Genomic DNA, 19,284 nt, shown 5'->3' with positions numbered 1-19,284 from the left:
TGTTAAAACTGTTTGAGATAAAATAATGAAATTATTTATCGAGACCTTAGGTTGTGCTATGAACTCACGAGATAGCGAGCATATGATAGCCGAGCTTACAGAGAAAGAGGGCTATGAGACTACAAATGACTTCAGAGAGGCAGATCTAATACTCATAAATACTTGTTCAGTTAGAGAAAAGCCAGTATCAAAGCTTTTCTCAGAACTTGGCGTTTTTAATAAAAAGAAAAAACCAGATGCAAAGATTGGTGTTTGCGGTTGTACAGCGTCACATCTTGGCGAAGAGATCATAAAAAGAGCACCATATGTTAACTTTGTTTTAGGTGCTAGAAATGTCTCTAAAATTAGTGAAGTTTTACATAAAGATAGAGCAGTTGAGATAGATATAAACTACGATGAGAGCGAATTTGCTTTCAATGACTTTAGAACCTCCTCATATAAAGCCTTTATAAATATCTCCATAGGTTGTGATAAATCTTGTACCTACTGCATAGTTCCAAAGACTCGTGGTGATGAGATCTCTATCCCTGATACTCTTATCATAAATGAAGCTAAAAAAGCGGTAGATGCAGGAGCTAAAGAGATCTTTCTTTTAGGACAAAATGTAAATAATTATGGTCGTAGATTTTCAGGAGAACATGAAAAAGTAAACTTCTCAGAACTTCTAAGACGACTCTCTAAGATAGAAGGGCTAGAGCGCATTCGCTTTACCTCTCCACACCCCTTTCATATGGACGATGAGTTTATAGAAGAGTTTGCAAAAAATCCTAAGATATGTAAGTCAATGCATATGCCACTTCAAAGTGGATCTAGTAAAGTTTTAAAAGAGATGAAGCGAGGCTACACAAAAGAGTGGTTTTTAAATCGCGTTGAAAAACTCCGCAAAGAGTGTCCAGAAGTCAGTATCTCTACTGATATTATCGTCGCTTTTCCAGGTGAGAGTGATGAAGATTTTCTTGACTCTTTAGATGTTATGCGTCAAGTTAGATTTAACCAAATTTTTTCTTTTAAATATTCTGCTCGACCAGAGACAGAAGCTGAGCACTTTACAAACACAGTCGATGAAGAAGTAGCTTCCCTTAGACTTACAACACTTCAAAATCTTCATACAGAAATTTTGGATGAGATAAACGCTACATCTCTTGGCAAAACATACAAAGTATACTTTGAAGATCTTATACAAGACTACTATGTAAGTGGTAGAAGCGATGATAATATCGTTATAAAAGTAAAAGGTTCTGATGAACTTCTAGGTCAATTTAGAGATGTTAAGATAACTTCCATTGGAAGAACAATTTTAACAGGTGAAGTTGTTGCTTAAAAAAATAAGTCGTGCCCTTGCTCTAATTATCGTGCCTTTTTTTGGTTCGCTTTTGATTAGACTTTTATATGCTACAAATAAAATAAAGTTTCATGCTCCGCAGAGTATTGGCGATGAGCCTATTATCATGGCTTGTTGGCATGGGGAGCTTCTTATGATCCCATATGCTTATACCCGATATAGAAAAATTCCACATGTAAAATTAGTAATTTCAGAACACTTTGATGGTAACCTAATTGCAAAAACATTAGAGCTTTTTAAGTTTGGTACGATTCGCGGTTCATCGACTAGAGGTGGAGCAAGAGCTTTGATACAATCCATAAAAGAGCTAAAAGATGGTTATGATTTAGGTATAACGCCCGATGGTCCAAAAGGTCCTAGACATGAAGTTGCAGATGGTATAATTGTTATGGCTCAAAAAGCGAATGTTAAAATAGTTCTTGTTGAAATAAAGCCTAGTTCATATTGGCAATTCTCTTCCTGGGATAAATTTGTAATACCAAAACCATTTGGTACAATAAACTACTATATTAGTGATTTGATTGATATAAGTGATATGAAGATGCAAGAAGCGAGAACTTTAATAAAACAGGGGCTTGAAATTCATGAGATCTAGAGTATTAATACCAAGTGTAGCTTTTTTGCTAATTTTTCTTATGGCGCTTTACTTCCTTATAAACCCATCCTATGAAAAATCCTTAAAAGCAAAATACTACTACGAAATAGGTGAGTATAAAGAAGCTCTTGTTTTTGCAAAAGAAGCCTTTAGTATGGATATATATAATCGCATGGCATCAACTGTTATGGCTCAGTCTATCACCTCCCTTAAGTATGTTTCTTACAATGAAGATGCAAGGGCTTATATGCAAGATATAAATAAGATTGCAACGCATGAAGTCATCTCTAATGCAGATAGAGCAAAGATAAGAACTATATGTGAGATAATGCTAAGTGCATATAAAAAGCTAGCTCCAAGTGTTGTAACTGATGAAAAGTTGGTAAGTCAAGCGGCAAAATATCATAAAGATTTTGAGAAGTTACTTGAAAAAGTTAGTAAGTAAAAAAAGGATAGCATTTCTAGAGCACCTAGAGAGCTTTAGAGGTTACTCAGATCTAACGATAAAGAGCTATGATGAGGCTATAAAAGAGGCATTAGAATCCGTAGAGATCTATGAAGAAGATGACAAACTAATCATAAATCTTATGCCATATCGTATAAAAATTGCAAAATTAAATCCTAAAAGTATTAGTAGAAAACTAAGTGCTATAAGAGGCTTTGTTGAGTTTTTAAATGATAATGAGATGAGCGTTTTTCTAAAGGCAGATGAGAGCATAAAAGTAGCAAAAACTTTGCCAAAACCAATATCACATAAACATATAACTGAGGCACTTGAGTATGCAGATGAATATGAGAGATTAATCGTAGTGATGCTCTACTCCTTAGGGCTTAGAATATCTGAGCTATGTGATCTAAGGCTAAGTGATATATCAAGCGAGTGGATAAGAGTTTTAGGTAAAGGTGCTAAGCATAGAGATGTACCACTTTTAAAATCAACTAAGAAACTTATAGATGAATATTTGACAAAAAACTCCCCAAAAATATTTCTTTTTGAGGCAAATGATGAAAGATTAAGCCAAAACACTCTAAGATATAGGGTTAATAAAGTCTTTAAAAGAGTAGGGTTAAGAGTGTCACCGCACCAACTTCGACACTCTTATGCGACAGAACTATTAAATGGTAGTGCATCTATTGCTGATGTTAGTGAACTTTTGGGACACTCTAGTATGGCTACTACACAAATATATACAAAATTAGGCAGTGCATTGAAACAACAAAACTATAACAAAGCACATCCTCTATGTGGAGATGAATAGTGCTCGGCAGACTTTTTGAATCCATATACAATAAAATATTTGTAGCTATTGTAATACAACGCGCAAAAAGTGTTGTCTATATTCAAATAAGCAGTAAAAAACACACACCTAAAAATTATCATAAAAGCTTTGACGATACAGAGTTTTCTACAAAAATGAAAGAGTACATAGACTCTTTTATAGGTGATTCTCCTTTTTCATATATATGTGTTTTAGATTATTCGCAAGAACAAGGTGCTCTTCCAACATGTTCTACAAAAGATATGTCTGTTTTTGGTGACTTTAGTGCTTCAAAGATGATGTGTCATAAAAATGATTGGACATATTTTACATCTACATCAGCCATAGAAGAGATCAAAAGAACTTACGCACAAGTGGGAGTTGACTTTATATTTTCTCCTTTTAGTATCTTATCTAGTTTTTTTAAAGATAAAATAGATACTCATTTAGGTCTTTTTCTTCTTTTAGAAGATAACTACATCACACTAGGTGTTTTTGATAAAACGAAACTCTTGTTTGGGGAACATTTAGATGTTGAGCATGATAATATGCAAGATGAGATGATGGATTCATCAGATGGTGAAATAGATCTTGATTTGGAGTCTAGTATAGATCTAGATGATATTGATACAATGAGTGACATTGATGGTTTGGATGACTTTGGAGATATTGAAGATCTTGATACTATAGATGAAATAGATGAGTTTGCACAGTCTCAAGATGATGAGTTTTTAAGTGAAGAAGATGAGCTTTTAGTTCAAGACCCAAGTAGCTTTAATGAAGATTATCAAAGATTTTTAGCTATTCAAAGCTCTGTAAATAGATATTATAAAGACTCAAAATACCAAAGTAAATTTATAGAGACAGTTTATATCGCAGATGCCATAGGTGTAAGTTCTGATCTTAAAACTTATCTAGAAGAAGAGATGTTTTTTAGTGTCTTTATCAGGCATATTGATCTAGGTGGCGAGATTATTGACCTTGCAAAGGCAGAGCTAAAATGAAATATAGCTACATAAAACCACGCAAAAAAAGTGTTATATCAGGAGAACTACAACTCATATTTAGCTTTTTTAGTATCACGCTTATTATGCTTTTTTTAACTTACTTCTTTTTGTTTTTTAAAGATTATAGATTTGCTCAAAATATGCAAGATATAAAACAAAAAATGATTGAGTTAGAGTCAAGTGTGCAAAATATGAACTCACAAATAACTTTTATAGAAAAAGAAGTACTCTTAAGTGAGACAATTTCAACTAAAAATACAGTTTTAAAAGATTCTATTGCAAACCTTTTTGACCTTGTGCCACAACGCATAACACTCTCACAAGCAACACTTTTAAAAAATGGACTAATACTTCATGGAGTTACGCCAAATAAAGATGTATATAACTTTATGCTTCAAGCTCCTCTTCGTTCTATATTTCATAGAACTTATAGTAGTTTTTATGAGAGTGAAAATGGTTGGCTTAGATTTGTCTCTACAAACTATATAGATGAAGAAATATTATCACTAGAATCCCCAAGATATGAGGAAGAAAAAGAGGCAGATTATGAAGATTAATATAACTAAACAGAGCCTATATCTTCTTTTCTTCTCAATAATCTTACTTCTGTTTGTGCTAATATTTTCCTTTTTAATTCTAATTCCTGAGGGGAAAAATTATAGAGAACAAAGAAGTAAGTTAAATAAAGAGGCAATGGAGCTTAGAAGATATGAAGAGTTTACGGAGCAAACTCTACAAAAGTTAAAAGAGTTACAGTCTGAAAATACTCATATCATAACCTCTTTTGACAACTCATTTAACTCTACGAGGTTTCAAAAACAATTTAGAAGTTACTTTATATCTTTAGAATTATCAAAACAAGAACCCTTAGATGATGAAGATGAGTTTAGTGTTTATGAAGTAAATACAACTTCATCTATAAACTCTCCGCAAAGTTTTTATAACTTCTTAGATGCCATCAATAAAGCTGACTGGGTTATAGGAGTAAACTTTCCTATAGAGTTTAAACGTGATCATGAGCTTATAAGTTCATCTTTTACTATGAGAGTATATAGAAGTAAAAAAGCATCACAGGAGTAGCTCTTTTACTTTTGTAAATGTTTCTCTGTTTTTATAGAGATATGGACGCATCTTTGGATCTACTCTTAAGATCCTACACTCCTCTTTAAACTCTTTTGTCATAGTCGCATCCAAATATGGCAAGATGAAAACAAATTCATTTGAGAAACTTACTAAAAACTCTCTACCTACTACTAAACTACTCTCTGTTAAGAGTAACTCTCTCTCAGATGAGCTAAGCATATAAGATTTTTTCTTTAAGATTTTATCTACTATAAAGATATCTGAACGAGTGTTCTTAGTGGATTTAAAATAGCTCAACTCCTCTATATGTTCTATCTCAACTTCTGGCACTAGGATCTCTCTATCTCCGTCAAGATACTCAAAACTCTTCTTTATACCACTTAGATACTCATCTAAAAGTATATTTGTATGACGATGTCTAAAGGAGTTTCTCTTTATCTCTTCATCTTCATTTGTTGCATCTTCAAAATATTTAATATTGTTTTTTTTGAGATAATTATATAGTTCACTTTTGTCAAGATGCAAGAGTGGGCGAACTAAAGTGTAACTATCTCTTTTTTGCAACTTTTGCATTCCAGCCATCTCAGCACAACCAGCACCACGACAAAATTGCATTAGCATCCACTCAAATCTATCGCCTAGATGATGAGCAGTTAGAAGGTTTTCATAGGAGTATTTTTTTATAAGCGTATCAAAGAAATCATATCTTATCTCTCTTGCTTTTGCTTCAAAGTTGGACTTAATTGTAGGGGATATAAATGTGTGACAAAGAAGATTATGATTAAAAGCGAGATCTTTAGCATAAGAGACTTCTTGCTCACTTTGTGCTCTTTGTTTGTAGTTTACTATGGCTATATCAAACTCTATCTCTTCACCTAAGAGTAGGAAAAAAAGAGCGGAGGAGTCCACGCCACCTGAAAAAGCTAGGAGATTTTTTTTGCCTCTAAGTTGATCTAGGCAAGTGTGCTCAAGCATAAGATCTACTCTTTGTTATCAACTGTAGCAGTTAGAGTGTCGCCTATAAGCTCAGTGATTTTTGCTCTATAGACTCTAGCAAAGACAAGATCTTCATCAACAGTTCTATCATTTACATAGATCTCACCATCGATCTCAGGCGCCCACATAAGCTCTTTTGCACTTAGGAGATACTCATGCTCATCACTCTCTTGATCAATAACTATCTCTGTCTCAATACCTACTCTTTTTTCTAAAGACTCATTTCTTACCTTTGAAGCAATATCACCAAGTATTTGAGATCTTTTGGCGATGGTCTCATCTGGGATCTTATCATCCATATCATAGGCTGGAGTTGTCTCTTCATCAGAGTATGAAAATACATTTATCCTATCAAATCCAAAAGAAGCTGCAAACTCACACATCTCATCAAACATCTCTTGTGTTTCGTTTGGGTGTCCAACAATAAAGCTAGTTCTTAAAAATGCATTTGGCAGGCTCTTCATAAACTCTAAAAGTTCAAGAGTCTTACTTTTGCCAAAACCTCTCTTCATAATGTGAAGCATCTCATCATTTATATGCTGGATCGGCATATCAAAGTAGTTGTGAAAGATCTCACTCTTTGCAATATTTTTTAAAAGTGAGATAGTTGTAGTTGATGGATATAAGTAGAGGATACGAGCACTTTTAACGCCCTCGATGAGCTCTATGCGTTGAATCAGAAGGCTTAGTCCATCTTTGATATTTTGATCTCTTAAAAATGAAGAGCTATCTTGTGAGACAAAACTAAAATCATAATAGCCTTTAGCCACTAAACCTTCAACTTCTTTTGCAATGGAGTCAAGGTTTCTTGAATTTAGTTTACCTTTAAAAGAGGGAATAGCACAAAAACTACAAGTTTGGTTACAGCCCTCAGATAGTTTGATGTAAGCGTGATAAGAGGAACCTGTTACAACTCTCTCACTACCATCTATAAGAAATACTTCATCTGAAAAACGGCTCTTTTTATCTCTTAAGAGTTCATCAATACGGTCATAGTCACCAACACCAGTAAAGATATCAACCTCTGGCATCTGAGTAGCTAGATCTTTTTTATATCTCTCACTCAAACATCCCGCCATTACTAAAACTGAGTCCTCTTTTCTTGCTTCATGAAGAGATAAAACAGTGTTTATGGACTCCTCTTTTGCAGCATCGATGAAACCACAAGTATTTACGATGATAACATCAGCTTGCGACTGGTCATCTGTTAGGGTAAAGTTTTGAAGTTTGCCCATCATAACTTCAGTATCGACAAGGTTTTTGGTGCATCCAAGAGAGACTATATGGAGTTTGTTGCTCATTATTACTACTTTTGTAAAAATTTTCGTAATTATATCTAAGTTAGTGCTCTAACAAACTAAAATGCTACAATACGCCCATGAAAATATATGATGTTTTAATCCTCGGTGGAGGGGCTAGTTCTTTGATGTGTGGGGCTCATTTGAGTAAGGAGATGAGTGTTGCCATAGTTGATACTAATAGTAAAGTTGCACAAAAACTAAAGATCTCTGGCGGTGGTAAGTGTAATATCACAAACACCATTATGAGCCAGAGAAACTTTGATGGAGACGAAGAACTAATATCGAGTGTTTTGAGTCGTTTTAGTAGGGATGATTTGTTGGAGTTTTTAAAGCAACATGGGCTAAGTCCAGTTGTTCGAAAAAACCGCTACTACTTTTGCAAGGACTCATCTGATGAGATTATAAATATTCTAAAAAAACTAACTTCAAAAAATACTTTTTTTTTAAATACCGAGATCTTAGAAGTTTGCAAAAAAGATGAGATCTTTAGTGTTAAAACAGACAGAGGCGAGATAAAAGCTAGAAGAGTTATAGTTGCAACTGGTGCAAAGAGCTATAAAACGCTAGGAGCTAGTGAAATTGGGCTTGAAATTGCCAAAAGTTTCGGCATTTTAAATAAAGAGTTTACTCCTGCATTAGTTGGGCTTACTCTTCAAAAAGAGCAGTTTTGGATGAAAGAGCTTAGTGGACTTAGTTGTAGTGTTCGCATAAAAGTAGAAGATAGAGTTTTAGAAGAGGATCTTCTTTTTGCTCACAAAGGCATTAGTGGTCCTGTAATTCTTAGCACTTCACTCTATTGGAGAAAGGGCAATATTGAGATTGATTTTTTACCAAATGAAGATATTTTGGAGCTAACTAAAGGAAGTAAAAAACTCATAAGTTCAGTTATTCCTCTGCCAAAAAGACTTAGTGTAGCGATACTAAAAGCTTTAGATGTAGTAGATCTAGAGTGCAAGAAGATCACAAAAGAGCAGAGAGAAAAACTAGTAAATATCCACAACTATGAGTTTGCACCAGCTGGTAACTTTGGTTTTACTAAGGCGGAGGTTTGCCGAGGTGGAGTTTTAGCAGATGAGCTTAACTTTAAAAATCTAGAGTCAAAAAGAGTTAAAAACCTACACTTTATAGGCGAAGTTGTAGATGTTACAGGAGAGCTAGGAGGCTACAACTTTCAGTGGGCTTTTAGTAGCGGTGTAGTTTGTGCAAGAGAGATAAATAACTCCATCTCGTGAACTTTTGCAAGTAGAGTGATAAAACTAGGAAATCAGCTTTCCTCCCGTTCCACCACTCTCGCCACACCTTTTCTGAGGTGCGGCGTATTTTGGGAGTTGTTTGTGATATGCATTCCACCTCAGGAGAGCACACAATGACGGGACAAGCACGGAATGACGGGACACGCACACAATGACGGGACACGCGTTATTATGAACGAACAAACCGTCATCCTGAACTTGATTCAGGATCCAACTTAATAACTCTTCATAGCATTCAATAGATAAAATAAGTATTTTACTCAACTACAGTGCGCATAGAGACATTTAGTGCGACTTCATCATCTATGTGCTTGGATATATTTTTCTTTAAACTTACTAAATCTTCTTTACTTAAAAGTGCGTCACTTCTTGTTTTTATATATAGAAGTGGAATTTTAGAGCTTAGATCTACTTCTAGGACGGTAATATCAACTTTTTTACTATTTATGATGTAGGTCTTGTTGTTTAGTCTACTTAAGATGCTATTTTGCTTTATAAGTTTTGCAAATGAGAATATCAAAGGTATAGTAACTAAAGCCAAGATTATTGATGTATAAACTAAGCCTTTTTTTGCTCGTTTGAGTGGAGCGTAACCTAAGACTAAAAATGTCAAAGATGCCGAGAGCGTAATACCTACAAGGTTGGTGATAAAGAGTAAAAATGAGCCATAGATAATGTCAATGTTACCCCAACCGATCCCGATTCCAGTCACACTTAGTGGAGGAATGAGCGCTACAGCTATTGCAACACCTGCTAGACTTTTTGCAACTTCACTCTTAGAGTTTGCATAAGCTCCAGCAATTCCTGAGATGATGGCTACCATCAGATCTAATACATTTGGATTTAGTCGTCCTCGCATCTCTGGTGTTAACTCTGAGAGTGGCATAGAATATGTGTAGATACATGAAAAAAACAGAGCAGTTACTATGCCGTATGCTAATGTTTTTAGACTGTTTGTTATGAATAGATTTTCAGCTCTAACGACACCCATAGCTAATGATATAATAGGACCCATAAGCGGAGCTAAAATCATCGCACCGATGATAACAGGAGCAGAGTTTTGAAAAAGACCTGTCGTAGCTAAAAGTGTACTTAGTACCATTAGTACTATAAAGATTGAGCTAAATTTTGAACTCTCTCTTAGTGATGAGAATAAATCTTTAAAATCATCTTCTTCTGCTCTTTTAAAAAGTGGAACAGTCTCACTTAAAAGTGAACCAACTATTTCACCTTTTGGTAATTCACTTGTTTTAATAGTGTCTTTATCATCTTCTGTTGTAGGTTTTTTTGGTAGATCTTTTATACTTCTACCTAAAGAGATACTAAGGGCTTCTTTTATAATCTCTAACTCAATAGCTTTTGAGCTTACAAAACTCTCATCTATTTTAAAGTCCATAGGTTTAGAACTTGTGATAGTTAACTTTGAAGTTTTTATAACTCCTATACTTTTAGGGAGAGAGCTGAGTGAAAATCTACTATAAAAAAAGACTAAAAATAGATAGTAAACATAAGATATAACACTTGTTGGAGAGAGTATAAAGGCATTTAATTTGCCATCTTGAAATGAGAACTCTTCATGAATAATATTATTGCGAGCATGTTTAACATTGTGTTCTAGTATCATAATACCAGTTGAAGCAGTATGAAGTTCATAATCTTTTGCAGTTGTAAAAGTAAAATCTCTAAAGCTTAACTTTGTTAGATGCACAAAGAACTCTTTTATTTTTGTGAGAAAAAACTTCTTTTCTAAGCTAGCATTGTTTAGTCCATGAACATCACCTATGACGATATTGGTAAAAGTAGGCTCACCATTACAAAGTAGTATATCTACTTTCATATATTTTGAAATATCAAGTGCATCCTCAAGAGCTTCATGTATATCGCTTGACACTCCATAACTTGAAATAGTTTTTGGATTTTTAGCAGTTGGCAAGATGGCTATGTTTATATCACTCTTTAAATGATTTTTGAAAAATATTTTTATCCGCTCATCACTAAGATATAGCAGTACAAATGATTTTTGCTCACTTGTTTCAATAATATCAGAGTAATATTTCAACTCTACTACTAACTTATAGTGAGTTTTTATAAGCAAAACTAAGTCATTAAAAGTGCTTGTTTGTTCTTCATCTTTAGTCGTAACTAAAAAAACTTTTTCTATCATTTGATTTCTACTTTTAACTATAGTTTATTTAAACTTTTGATTATATCATTATTATAAAGGTGAATAACACTATAAAAATTTATAGTAAAAAAAGTAAACACTTTTAATAACGAACTTTAAAACTAGAGGGTATAATCATCTTTAGAAAAAAAATATAACTTTAAAAGTATCACATTAAGTTATATAACTCTTATATTGGATCATTTTATGAAAAACATTTTAATATTAGCTCTTTTGTTGAGTTTTGCTCAAGGAGATGTTGTAAAAAAAGAGACACTCGCTTGTCCTAGTGTTGAAGCAGTAAGGGGAGCACCTCTAAGCAAAGAAGATGACGCTATGAGTCTTAGTCTTTATAGCATTGCAAATAATTGCATCATTATAAATAAAAAAGAGAAGATAGAGGCTGTGGGTTATGATCCACTAAATACAAAAGAGATGTTTCAAAAGATCATCTACAAAAAAACAGGAGCTACTCTTTATATTTTAAAGTCAAGTATAAGTGTTGAGCAAGATGGTAAAAAAAGTTCTATAAGATTTTAGATAAAGAAGCATAATAAGGCTACAAATTTTTTTAAATAAGCTAAAATCACGTAAAATATAAAGTGAGGTTTAGCATGAAAGTAGTATTGACTATAGCAGGATCTGATAGTAGCGGTGGAGCAGGGATTCAAGCAGATCTCAAAACCTTTGAAGCCTTTGGCGTTTTTGGAGCGTCGGCAATAACCGTGCTAACCGCACAAAACACTATGGGTGTAAGTGGGATCTACGAAGTAGATCCATCATTTGTAAAAGAGCAAATCCAAGCTGTGTTAAAAGATTTTGATGTGGCAGCTATAAAGATTGGGATGCTCTACTCAAAAGAGATTATAGATCTTGTAAAAGAGATCATAAAAGATCTTAATATTCCAATAGTTCTAGATCCAGTCTTTATCTCAAAAGCAAACTCTAAACTACTCCAAGAAGATGCCATAGAAGCTATGAAAGAGCTATTTGAGCATGTTTTACTTATCACTCCAAACACTTACGAGGCAGAGGTTTTGTTTAACTACAAGTTTGGAGATACACCATCTTTGGAGACAATTTTTTGTCAATCTTGTAAGGTGCTTGTTAAAAATCATATCTTAGAGATAAGAGATGAGAAAATAAGTATAGATCAACTCTTTTTTGGACATGAAAAAAGAGTTTTTCAAACTCCTTACATCGACTCAACAAGCGTTCATGGAACTGGTTGTTCATACTCAAGTGCCATCGTTGCAAATCTAGCACTTGGAAAAACTCTTGAAGAGTCCATTGAGATCTCTAAAAAATTTATCCACGACGCTATATTAAAAGCTCCTAATATCGGCCACTCAAGAGGACCGATAAACCATAAAGCAGCAGGAGAAATGTTATGATAAAAATTGCAGTTTCAGCTTGTCTTTTGGGTGAAGAAGTTCGTTTTGACAAAGGACATAAAAGAGATGATTTTGTAGTAGATGAGCTTGGAAAATATGCTGAGTTTGTATCTTTTTGTCCTGAGAATATCGCTTTTGGTTCTCCACGACCATCCATTAGAATGGTAAGAGGCGAAGAGGGCGAATTTCGCATCATCTCAAACAAAACGAAAGAGGATCTAACAGAGATCTTGGATGAAAAAGCAAAAGCGGAGTTACAGAAGATAAAAGCACAAAATATCCGCGGCATAATACTAAAGTCAAAGTCTCCAACTTGTGGACTTATGAGCTCTAAGGTATATTTAGAAAATGGTTTTGCAGATGGCAAGGATGATGGAGTTTTTGCTTCAATGTGTAGAGCTGAGTTTGGTTACTTTCCTATGGAAGAGGAGGGCAGACTCTGTGATGCTTGGCTTAGAGAAAACTTTGTAATGCAACTCTTTGCTTATAGTGATTTTGAAGAGTTTAAACTAAACGCTAAGATGGGAGATCTAGTTGAATTTCACAAATCTTACAAGTTTTTACTACAATCAAAAGATGAAAAAACCTATAGAGAATTAGGTCAAATAGTTGGAAACCACGAACAAAAGAGTTTTGATCTCATCTTAAGTGAGTATGAGTTGCTCTTTAAAATGGCGATCTCACAAAAGAGCAGTGTAGGCAAAACTAGAAACGTACTTGAACATATGAGCGGATTTATAAAGAACTTTTTAGATAGCTCTGAGAAGCAGATGCTACATGGCCTTATAGATGATTATGTAGCTAAGATAGTTCCACTTATTGTGCCACTTAGTACTCTTAAACTCTACGCTACAAAGTATAAGGTGGAGTATTTGCTAGAGCAGAAATTTCTAGATCCATACCCAAAAGAGTTAGCACTTCGCTCAGATCTAAAATCTACTAAATGAAAAGAATCCTGTGGTTTAGGCGAGATCTAAGAGTAAAGGACAATCCACTTCTCACTTACGAGGGGGAGGTTTTACCCATATTTATTTTTGATAAAGAGATCTTAGATCTACTACAAAGTGATGATAGAAGAGTTAACTTTATTTACAAGAGTGTTGTAAAACTAAAGTCAGATCTTCGCTCAATTGGGTTAGATCTTAAAGTTTTTTATGCAAATGTAGAGGATGTTTTTTCATATCTTAGCACTTTTGAGTTTGATGAGGTTGTAGCATCTGGAGACTACGATGAGTATGCTAAAAAGAGAGATCTAAGAGTCTCTCACAAACTTCATTTTAGATATATCCAAGATACTTACATTTTTAAACACAATGAGATCTTAAAAGATGATGGAACTACATACTTTGTGTTTACTCCTTTTTATAAAAAAGCAAAAATAGCTCTAGGGAGTAAAAATATAGATGAGATCCAAAGAGTTAAACAGACTCTTTTTAGTTCAAGCTATGAGGGTTTGACAATAGTAGAAGAAGATCAAGAGATCTCTACAAAAGAACTTAGACTTGAAAATATTGGTTTTGAAGCAAAAGATCTTGAAATAGTTTCTCCTTATGAAAAACTAGAAGATCTAGTAGAAAAACTCCCAAAATATAAAGAAGATAGAGACTTTTTAAATCTTGCTGCAAGTTCAGGTCTTAGCGTAGATCTTAGGTTTGGAACTATTGGAATTAGAGAGATCTTAAGACGCGTACTCGAACTAGAAAATGCTGAGAGCTTTATAAGACAGCTTATCTTTAGAGACTATTATGCTTACTTGCTTTTTCATCTGCCATATATTGAGCATAAAAACTATAAGTATGCTTTTAACGGCATTGAAGATGAAGAGAAGTTTAGAGCCTTTTGTGAGGCAAAAACTGGCGTGCCAATAGTTGACGCTGGAGTTAGAGAACTTTTAAAAAGTGGTAATATGCACAATCGTGTCCGCATGGTTGTGGCATCTTTTTTTACAAAAGATCTACTTCTTCCGTGGCAGTGGGGAGAGAGTTTTTTTGCAAAATATTTGCTGGATTTTGACAAGGCTAGTAATGTTTTATCGTGGCAGTGGAGTGCAGGAACTGGAGTAGATCCGCAACCTTACTTTAGAGTTTTTAACCCCTACTTACAAAGTAAAAAGTTTGATAGAGATGGGATTTATATAAAAAAACATATAAGTGAGTTAAGAGATCTTGACTCAAAATATCTTCACAATGAAGAGTATCTTTTAAATAATAAAATCAAAGACTACCCAAAACCGATCTTAAAACACAAAGAAGCAGCTAAAGTAGCTATAGAGATTTTTAAAGCGTAATAAGAAAGTAAATTTATCAAGGTTTTGAGTATACTAATGTATCAATGAGTATGCTAGAATATGTCAAGTTAAAAAGCATTAAACAAAAGTACAAAGGATAGGAAATGTTAAAAGAATTAATTCATACTGGTATTGGCGCGGCGGTTATTTTAAAGCAAAAAGTAGAAGATGAACTAAAAAAGCTTGAAGATGAGGGTAAGATAAAGACTAAAGATGCAAAGAGCTTTTTAGAGTCTATCGAGACTAAAGGTAAAGAGGAAGAACAAAGAATAAAAGAGCAGTTAAAATCAACTCTTAAAGAGGTCATAGAAGAGCTAGGACTTGCGACTAAAGAAGACTTAGCAAAACTAAAAGAGGATCTAAAATAGACTCACTCAAATACTACTCGCCTAGAAGAGTTTATAGGGTTTTTAGCTTTTTACTAACTATCTATCTAGTTATTAAAAAGAGAAAGAGTTTTTTAGGTTTTAAGCCGTTAAAACCAAAAGAGCTAAAAGAGACCATAGTTTTTTTAGGTGCGAGTTTTATAAAATTAGCACAAGTTCTAGCTACTCGTTCAGACTTTTTCGATAAAGAGTATCTTGATGAATTAAAAGAGCTTCACGACTCACTTCCTCCTATGAAAAAGAGTGAGTTTGATGAAGTATATACAAGGAGCTTCCAAAAAGGCTGTTTTGCTAGTTTTGATGATATACCAATTGCATCAGCTTCCATCGGACAAGTTCATGTCGCCTATACTCATAAGGGACAAAAAGTAGCTGTAAAACTTCGGCGCAAAAGTATCTACTCTCAAGTTATGGCAGATATTAAAATCATTAAGAGTTTTAACACCATTTTTAAACCTCTCTTTTCCTATCATACAAAAAACTCCATTGAGGCAGTAATAGTTGAGTTTTCTAAGATGATAAAAGAAGAAGTTAGCCTCACTAAAGAGCTAAGTAACTTGGTGAAGTTTTCATCCATATATAAAGATGCGGGCGTTAAGTTTCCAACTCCACTCCCTGAGTTTTGTAGTGATGATGCTCTTGTTATGAGCTTTGAAGAGGGTTTTAGATTTGATGATAAAGAGAGTATCTTTACTCATAAGATAGACTTTCGATCCATCATCGCAAAGTTAGTTGATTTTTATACAACACAGATGCTTATAACCGGTTACTTTCATGCAGATCCACACCCTGGAAATCTCTTAGTCTCAAAAGAGGGCGAGCTTATACTTCTTGATTTTGGGATGGTAAAGAGTGTGCCAAATCACACACGAGTAGCCATCATCGAGCTTATAAAAGCTGCAAATGAACAAGATTATGAACGCTATATAGCAGCAAATAAAAAACTCGGAACCATAGCTTATGAAGCTCCAACAGAACAGTTAGCTGAGTTTAGTGCAAAGATGTTTGAGATATTTTCAAACGATAATCTTAGCAGTGAATCTATGCAACAACTCGCTTTTGAAATCTTAGAATCTACTAGAGATCTACCTTTTAAACTTCCTAGCGATGCGATCTACATACTTAGGGTGAGCGCCATTATAGAGGGGCTTGGGACTACTTATATAGAAAATTTTAATGGCGTAAAAGATATCTTGCCGATTTTGCAAAAAAATATTCCAAAGGCTTTGGGTGCAAAAGAGAGCATCTTAGAGACTCTTATAGATGAGATAAAAGATATCCCTTTTATAGTAAAAGACTTTAAAAATGCCATAAAAAAAGTGAGCTCTGATGAGCTTCAAGTTGAGCTCTTAAGTGATCAGCTAGAGTGGATAAAAAGAGATGCAAAAAGTGAAGTAAAATCATATGCGATCTCATTTGCTCTTATGATAGGAGCTGTTTTTATGTTGCTTTATGATAAAAATCTAAAAGAGATGGCAGTTGTACTCTTTTTGGCTGGCGTGTTTAGAGTCATATATAAATAAATTAAAGAGGCAAAACTATGAGTAAAAAAATAGCAGTGATTTTAATAGCACATGGAAGTAAAAGATCTGAATCAAATGATGAGTTTATCAGACTCGCTAAAAAAATAAAAGAAGAAGATACTCACTTTGATGAAGTTGAGTACGCTTTTTTAGAATTAGCACAGCCGAGCATTGAAGACACCATAGATAAGATGCATCAGATGAAGATGGATAAAGTCTATCTCTATCCTTACTTTTTAAATAGTGGAAAGCATGTAGCTATAGATATTCCAAATATTGCTCGCGAGATGCAGATAGGCATAGAAGATATGAAGATAGAAGTTCTAAATCATTTTGGAGAGTCTAAAAGTATCGCAAAAATAATCTCACACGATTTAAAATCTTTGAGCTTTTAAAACTTAATTGATAGGTAATAACTTATGTCAAACAAATTTTCATTATCTAGATAATTGTTCTTATGATAAACAATAAAGGAGGGCTTAGTTGTTGTTTCATACTCACTACCGACTAGCCAATCATGATATACCCATTGAATAAATCTTAGTATATCTTCACCTTCTCCTTGCAAATCAAACCTTGCATATACCCCATCGGAGATTTTAAATTTTGGCAATCTTTTTGTAAATACTTCCTCTTGTTCATCTGTTTTTATGCACGCTATATATTGGCAATTATTGAGATCTGTAATGGTTGGATTATCATGTAAAAGAGCTATCATTTGATAGTTTTTTACTTTATGATTTAAAATCAGAGTATAAAGTTTTTGCCAAGTCTCTTTAACATTATTTGTATATCCACTATTGCGAATATAGTAACTCTCTATTGAGGGCATATTAACTATTGTTGCAGATAATTTTGAATAATCTACATTAGAGTTTGTAGATATGTTTGATGCTTGTAAAATGGAGTTTGAGTAGTTTTTATATGCTCCATTTCTCCAATCTTTTGGCGAGGCGTCAAATTTGTTTTTAAAAGCTTTTATAAAAGAAGAGTGAGAGCTGTATCCGCACAGATTAGCTACTTCTGAGATTGTAGAGTATCTGTTAGTTAAAAGTAAGCTAGCTGCTTTTTGCAGTCTTATGGATTTGATACTCTCATATATGTTTTTACCAAAAGTATTTTTAAATACCTTGTGCATATGAGATTTACTTATACCAAGATCTTTACTTAGTTCTTGCATATCAATATTTACATCTATATGTGTATAAATATAATACATAATACTGTTTGATATTTTAGTGTTATTTTGCAGAGTAATTTTATTCATAAATAATTATAGCGAGATAGAATAATTAAAATAACAATTATGGACAATTTAAACTATTTTATCAAACAAATAAATTGACAAAATAGAAGAAGAATTTTATCCTATTAATTTATTAAAATAACATATCAATTTAATACGAGGGTATGTTATGAGAAAATTTACTAAGATCTTAGTAGCTAATAGAGGAGAGATAGCTCTAAGAATTATAAGAGCATGTAAAGAACTTGAAATCAAATCAGTAGTGATTTTTTCTGAGGTTGATGTAAATGGGATCTGGGTTGCAAGAGCTGATGAGTGCTACCCGATAGTTGGCAATCCCATTGATGCATATCTCAAGTATGACAAAATAATTGATATAGCCAAAAGAACAAAGTGTGATGCCATTCATCCTGGTTATGGTTTTTTATCAGAAAATGCAGAGTTCGCCCAAGCGTGTGAAGACAATGGTTTGATTTTTATAGGACCAAAACCACAACATATAGAACTCTTTGGTGATAAAATGGCTTCAAAAGTTGCTATGAAAAAGATAGGAGTTCCTGTTTTAGAAGGTACGAGTTCTCCTATTATAGATGAAGAAGAGGGGAGAAGGATAGCCCTAGAGATAGGTTATCCCATCATAATAAAAGCAGCCTTTGGCGGTGGTGGAAGAGGAATGAGAATTGTCCATTTTGCTGATGATTTTTCAAAAATGTTTAGCTCTGCTACAAATGAATCCATAAAATATTTTGGTAAAGGAGATGTTTTTATAGAAAAATACGTTCAAAATCCTAGGCATATTGAGATTCAAGTTATTGCTGATCAGTATGGGAATGTGCTGCATTTAGGTGAGCGAGATTGTTCAATTCAGAGACGACATCAAAAAGTTATAGAGATAACTCCCTCACCACTTTTAAATGCACAAGTGAGACAAAAACTTTGCACTATCTCTGTAAATGCTATGAAAAAACTTGGATATGAGAGTGTTGGGACAGTTGAGTTTTTAGTTGATGAGAGGGATAATATATACTTCATAGAGATGAATACCAGAGTTCAAGTAGAACACCCTGTAACTGAGATAGTAACAGGAGTTGACATTATCCAAAGAATGATAGAGATAGCTGCTGGTGATAAACTAAAGTATTTACAAAGTGAGATACAATTTAGAGGATATGCTATAGAGTTTAGAATCAACTCAGAAGACCCGCAAAACAACTTTATGCCCACAGCTGGAGTAGTGAAAAAATATCTAACACCGGGAGGACCTGGGATAAGACTAGATACTAGTCTATACAGCGGCTACGAAACACCAACTTGCTATGACTCTATGCTTGGGAAGTTGATTGTGTGGGCGCTAGATTGGGATGGAGCAGTTGCTAAAGCTAGACGAGCATTGGATGAGTTTCATATAGAAGGATTTAAAACAAATATACCACTTCATAGAGAAATAG

20 protein-coding genes are annotated in these 19,284 nt (G+C 33.9%); 16 read left to right on the top strand and 4 right to left on the bottom strand.

Features of this window, described 5'->3' with window-relative positions:
• The first annotated feature begins 25 nt into the window (after window positions 1–25).
• From miaB to M0Q24_RS03475, 7 genes are read left to right on the top strand one after another with little or no spacing between them, the layout of a single operon-like run.
• Window positions 26–1,321 carry a tRNA (N6-isopentenyl adenosine(37)-C2)-methylthiotransferase MiaB gene (gene miaB, locus M0Q24_RS03505; protein ID WP_295047340.1) on the top strand — a complete coding sequence of 432 codons (1,296 nt, stop codon included), beginning with the start codon at window positions 26–28 and terminating at the stop codon, window positions 1,319–1,321.
• Window positions 1,314–1,937 carry a lysophospholipid acyltransferase family protein gene (locus tag M0Q24_RS03500; protein ID WP_295047336.1) on the top strand — a complete coding sequence of 208 codons (624 nt, stop codon included), beginning with the start codon at window positions 1,314–1,316 and terminating at the stop codon, window positions 1,935–1,937. Before miaB ends, M0Q24_RS03500 begins: the two co-directional genes overlap by 8 nt.
• The gene (locus M0Q24_RS03495; RefSeq protein WP_295047333.1) at window positions 1,927–2,382 is read left to right on the top strand and encodes a hypothetical protein; all 456 of its coding nucleotides are present in this window, start codon (window positions 1,927–1,929) and stop codon (window positions 2,380–2,382) included. Before M0Q24_RS03500 ends, M0Q24_RS03495 begins: the two co-directional genes overlap by 11 nt.
• Window positions 2,363–3,196 carry a tyrosine-type recombinase/integrase gene (locus M0Q24_RS03490; protein ID WP_295047329.1) on the top strand — a complete coding sequence of 278 codons (834 nt, stop codon included), beginning with the start codon at window positions 2,363–2,365 and terminating at the stop codon, window positions 3,194–3,196. Before M0Q24_RS03495 ends, M0Q24_RS03490 begins: the two co-directional genes overlap by 20 nt.
• The gene (locus M0Q24_RS03485) at window positions 3,196–4,200 is read left to right on the top strand and encodes a hypothetical protein (RefSeq protein WP_295047327.1); all 1,005 of its coding nucleotides are present in this window, start codon (window positions 3,196–3,198) and stop codon (window positions 4,198–4,200) included. The genes M0Q24_RS03490 and M0Q24_RS03485 overlap by 1 nt, the downstream gene beginning before the upstream one ends.
• The gene (locus tag M0Q24_RS03480; protein WP_295047324.1) at window positions 4,197–4,760 is read left to right on the top strand and encodes a hypothetical protein; all 564 of its coding nucleotides are present in this window, start codon (window positions 4,197–4,199) and stop codon (window positions 4,758–4,760) included. The genes M0Q24_RS03485 and M0Q24_RS03480 overlap by 4 nt, the downstream gene beginning before the upstream one ends.
• Entirely contained in the window at window positions 4,750–5,283 is a 534-nt protein-coding gene (locus M0Q24_RS03475; protein WP_295047321.1) for a hypothetical protein, read from the top strand. The genes M0Q24_RS03480 and M0Q24_RS03475 overlap by 11 nt, the downstream gene beginning before the upstream one ends.
• Here M0Q24_RS03475 and tilS read toward each other — a convergent pair.
• On the bottom strand, window positions 5,272–6,261 hold the full coding sequence (gene tilS / locus M0Q24_RS03470; protein ID WP_295047318.1) for a tRNA lysidine(34) synthetase TilS: 990 nt from the start codon (window positions 6,259–6,261) through the stop codon (window positions 5,272–5,274). The two genes, M0Q24_RS03475 and tilS, sit on opposite strands and share 12 nt — an antisense overlap.
• Before the next feature lie 5 nt (window positions 6,262–6,266).
• Window positions 6,267–7,583 (bottom strand): 30S ribosomal protein S12 methylthiotransferase RimO, encoded by a 1,317-nt coding sequence (gene rimO / locus M0Q24_RS03465; protein ID WP_295047315.1) that lies wholly within the window; start codon window positions 7,581–7,583, stop codon window positions 6,267–6,269.
• Window positions 7,584–7,660: 77 nt separating this feature from the next.
• Here rimO and M0Q24_RS03460 point away from each other — a divergent pair, with 77 nt between their 5' ends.
• The gene (locus tag M0Q24_RS03460; RefSeq protein ID WP_295047310.1) at window positions 7,661–8,815 is read left to right on the top strand and encodes an aminoacetone oxidase family FAD-binding enzyme; all 1,155 of its coding nucleotides are present in this window, start codon (window positions 7,661–7,663) and stop codon (window positions 8,813–8,815) included.
• Window positions 8,816–9,092: 277 nt separating this feature from the next.
• On the opposite strand, the gene M0Q24_RS03455 is transcribed toward M0Q24_RS03460, so the two are convergent.
• The gene (locus M0Q24_RS03455) at window positions 9,093–11,000 is read right to left on the bottom strand and encodes a TIGR00341 family protein (RefSeq protein WP_295047307.1); all 1,908 of its coding nucleotides are present in this window, start codon (window positions 10,998–11,000) and stop codon (window positions 9,093–9,095) included.
• Window positions 11,001–11,207: 207 nt separating this feature from the next.
• Between M0Q24_RS03455 and M0Q24_RS03450 the strand changes: the two genes are divergently transcribed.
• The 7 genes from M0Q24_RS03450 to M0Q24_RS03420 all read left to right on the top strand — a co-directional run bounded on the left by M0Q24_RS03450 (window position 11,208) and on the right by M0Q24_RS03420 (window position 16,985).
• Window positions 11,208–11,540 carry a hypothetical protein gene (locus M0Q24_RS03450; protein ID WP_295047306.1) on the top strand — a complete coding sequence of 111 codons (333 nt, stop codon included), beginning with the start codon at window positions 11,208–11,210 and terminating at the stop codon, window positions 11,538–11,540.
• Window positions 11,541–11,614: 74 nt separating this feature from the next.
• A complete protein-coding gene (gene thiD, locus M0Q24_RS03445; protein WP_295047302.1) occupies window positions 11,615–12,394 on the top strand; it encodes a bifunctional hydroxymethylpyrimidine kinase/phosphomethylpyrimidine kinase in 780 nt (259 codons plus the stop codon).
• A complete protein-coding gene (locus M0Q24_RS03440; RefSeq protein WP_295047300.1) occupies window positions 12,391–13,341 on the top strand; it encodes a DUF523 and DUF1722 domain-containing protein in 951 nt (316 codons plus the stop codon). Before thiD ends, M0Q24_RS03440 begins: the two co-directional genes overlap by 4 nt.
• Window positions 13,338–14,681: a deoxyribodipyrimidine photo-lyase gene (locus M0Q24_RS03435; protein ID WP_295047298.1), complete on the top strand. Its 1,344-nt coding sequence runs from the start codon at window positions 13,338–13,340 to the stop codon at window positions 14,679–14,681. The genes M0Q24_RS03440 and M0Q24_RS03435 overlap by 4 nt, the downstream gene beginning before the upstream one ends.
• A 104-nt stretch (window positions 14,682–14,785) precedes the next feature.
• Window positions 14,786–15,049 (top strand): hypothetical protein, encoded by a 264-nt coding sequence (locus M0Q24_RS03430; protein ID WP_295047295.1) that lies wholly within the window; start codon window positions 14,786–14,788, stop codon window positions 15,047–15,049.
• Window positions 15,046–16,590 carry an AarF/UbiB family protein gene (locus tag M0Q24_RS03425; protein ID WP_295047491.1) on the top strand — a complete coding sequence of 515 codons (1,545 nt, stop codon included), beginning with the start codon at window positions 15,046–15,048 and terminating at the stop codon, window positions 16,588–16,590. Before M0Q24_RS03430 ends, M0Q24_RS03425 begins: the two co-directional genes overlap by 4 nt.
• A 17-nt stretch (window positions 16,591–16,607) precedes the next feature.
• Window positions 16,608–16,985, top strand: a complete 378-nt coding sequence (locus M0Q24_RS03420) for a CbiX/SirB N-terminal domain-containing protein (RefSeq protein WP_295047292.1) — start codon at window positions 16,608–16,610, stop codon at window positions 16,983–16,985.
• On the opposite strand, the gene M0Q24_RS03415 is transcribed toward M0Q24_RS03420, so the two are convergent.
• A complete protein-coding gene (locus M0Q24_RS03415) occupies window positions 16,982–17,857 on the bottom strand; it encodes a GyrI-like domain-containing protein (protein WP_295047288.1) in 876 nt (291 codons plus the stop codon). The genes M0Q24_RS03420 and M0Q24_RS03415 overlap by 4 nt on opposite strands.
• Before the next feature lie 148 nt (window positions 17,858–18,005).
• Here M0Q24_RS03415 and M0Q24_RS03410 point away from each other — a divergent pair.
• Window positions 18,006–19,284, top strand: a 1,279-nt coding sequence (locus M0Q24_RS03410) for an acetyl-CoA carboxylase biotin carboxylase subunit (protein ID WP_295047285.1), incomplete at its 3' end; no start/stop codon positions are given.

It is taken from the genome of Sulfurimonas sp. (assembly GCF_023228785.1).
Classification (GTDB): domain Bacteria; phylum Campylobacterota; class Campylobacteria; order Campylobacterales; family Sulfurimonadaceae; genus Sulfurimonas.
This window is presented reverse-complemented; position numbering and strand designations above follow the sequence as displayed.

Bases quoted from the DNA above. Each gene is read 5' to 3' on its own strand.
- miaB (WP_295047340.1), top strand. From the start codon at position 26: ATGAAATTATTTATCGAGACCTTAGGTTGTGCTATGAACTCACGAGAT.
- M0Q24_RS03495 (WP_295047333.1), top strand. From the start codon at position 1,927: ATGAGATCTAGAGTATTAATACCAAGTGTAGCTTTTTTGCTAATTTTT.
- M0Q24_RS03480 (WP_295047324.1), top strand. From the start codon at position 4,197: ATGAAATATAGCTACATAAAACCACGCAAAAAAAGTGTTATATCAGGA.
- M0Q24_RS03475 (WP_295047321.1), top strand. From the start codon at position 4,750: ATGAAGATTAATATAACTAAACAGAGCCTATATCTTCTTTTCTTCTCA.
- tilS (WP_295047318.1), bottom strand. From the start codon at position 6,261: ATGCTTGAGCACACTTGCCTAGATCAACTTAGAGGCAAAAAAAATCTC.
- rimO (WP_295047315.1), bottom strand. From the start codon at position 7,583: ATGAGCAACAAACTCCATATAGTCTCTCTTGGATGCACCAAAAACCTT.
- M0Q24_RS03460 (WP_295047310.1), top strand. From the start codon at position 7,661: ATGAAAATATATGATGTTTTAATCCTCGGTGGAGGGGCTAGTTCTTTG.
- M0Q24_RS03455 (WP_295047307.1), bottom strand. From the start codon at position 11,000: ATGATAGAAAAAGTTTTTTTAGTTACGACTAAAGATGAAGAACAAACA.
- M0Q24_RS03450 (WP_295047306.1), top strand. From the start codon at position 11,208: ATGAAAAACATTTTAATATTAGCTCTTTTGTTGAGTTTTGCTCAAGGA.
- thiD (WP_295047302.1), top strand. From the start codon at position 11,615: ATGAAAGTAGTATTGACTATAGCAGGATCTGATAGTAGCGGTGGAGCA.
- M0Q24_RS03440 (WP_295047300.1), top strand. From the start codon at position 12,391: ATGATAAAAATTGCAGTTTCAGCTTGTCTTTTGGGTGAAGAAGTTCGT.
- M0Q24_RS03435 (WP_295047298.1), top strand. From the start codon at position 13,338: ATGAAAAGAATCCTGTGGTTTAGGCGAGATCTAAGAGTAAAGGACAAT.
- M0Q24_RS03430 (WP_295047295.1), top strand. From the start codon at position 14,786: ATGTTAAAAGAATTAATTCATACTGGTATTGGCGCGGCGGTTATTTTA.
- M0Q24_RS03420 (WP_295047292.1), top strand. From the start codon at position 16,608: ATGAGTAAAAAAATAGCAGTGATTTTAATAGCACATGGAAGTAAAAGA.
- M0Q24_RS03415 (WP_295047288.1), bottom strand. From the start codon at position 17,857: ATGAATAAAATTACTCTGCAAAATAACACTAAAATATCAAACAGTATT.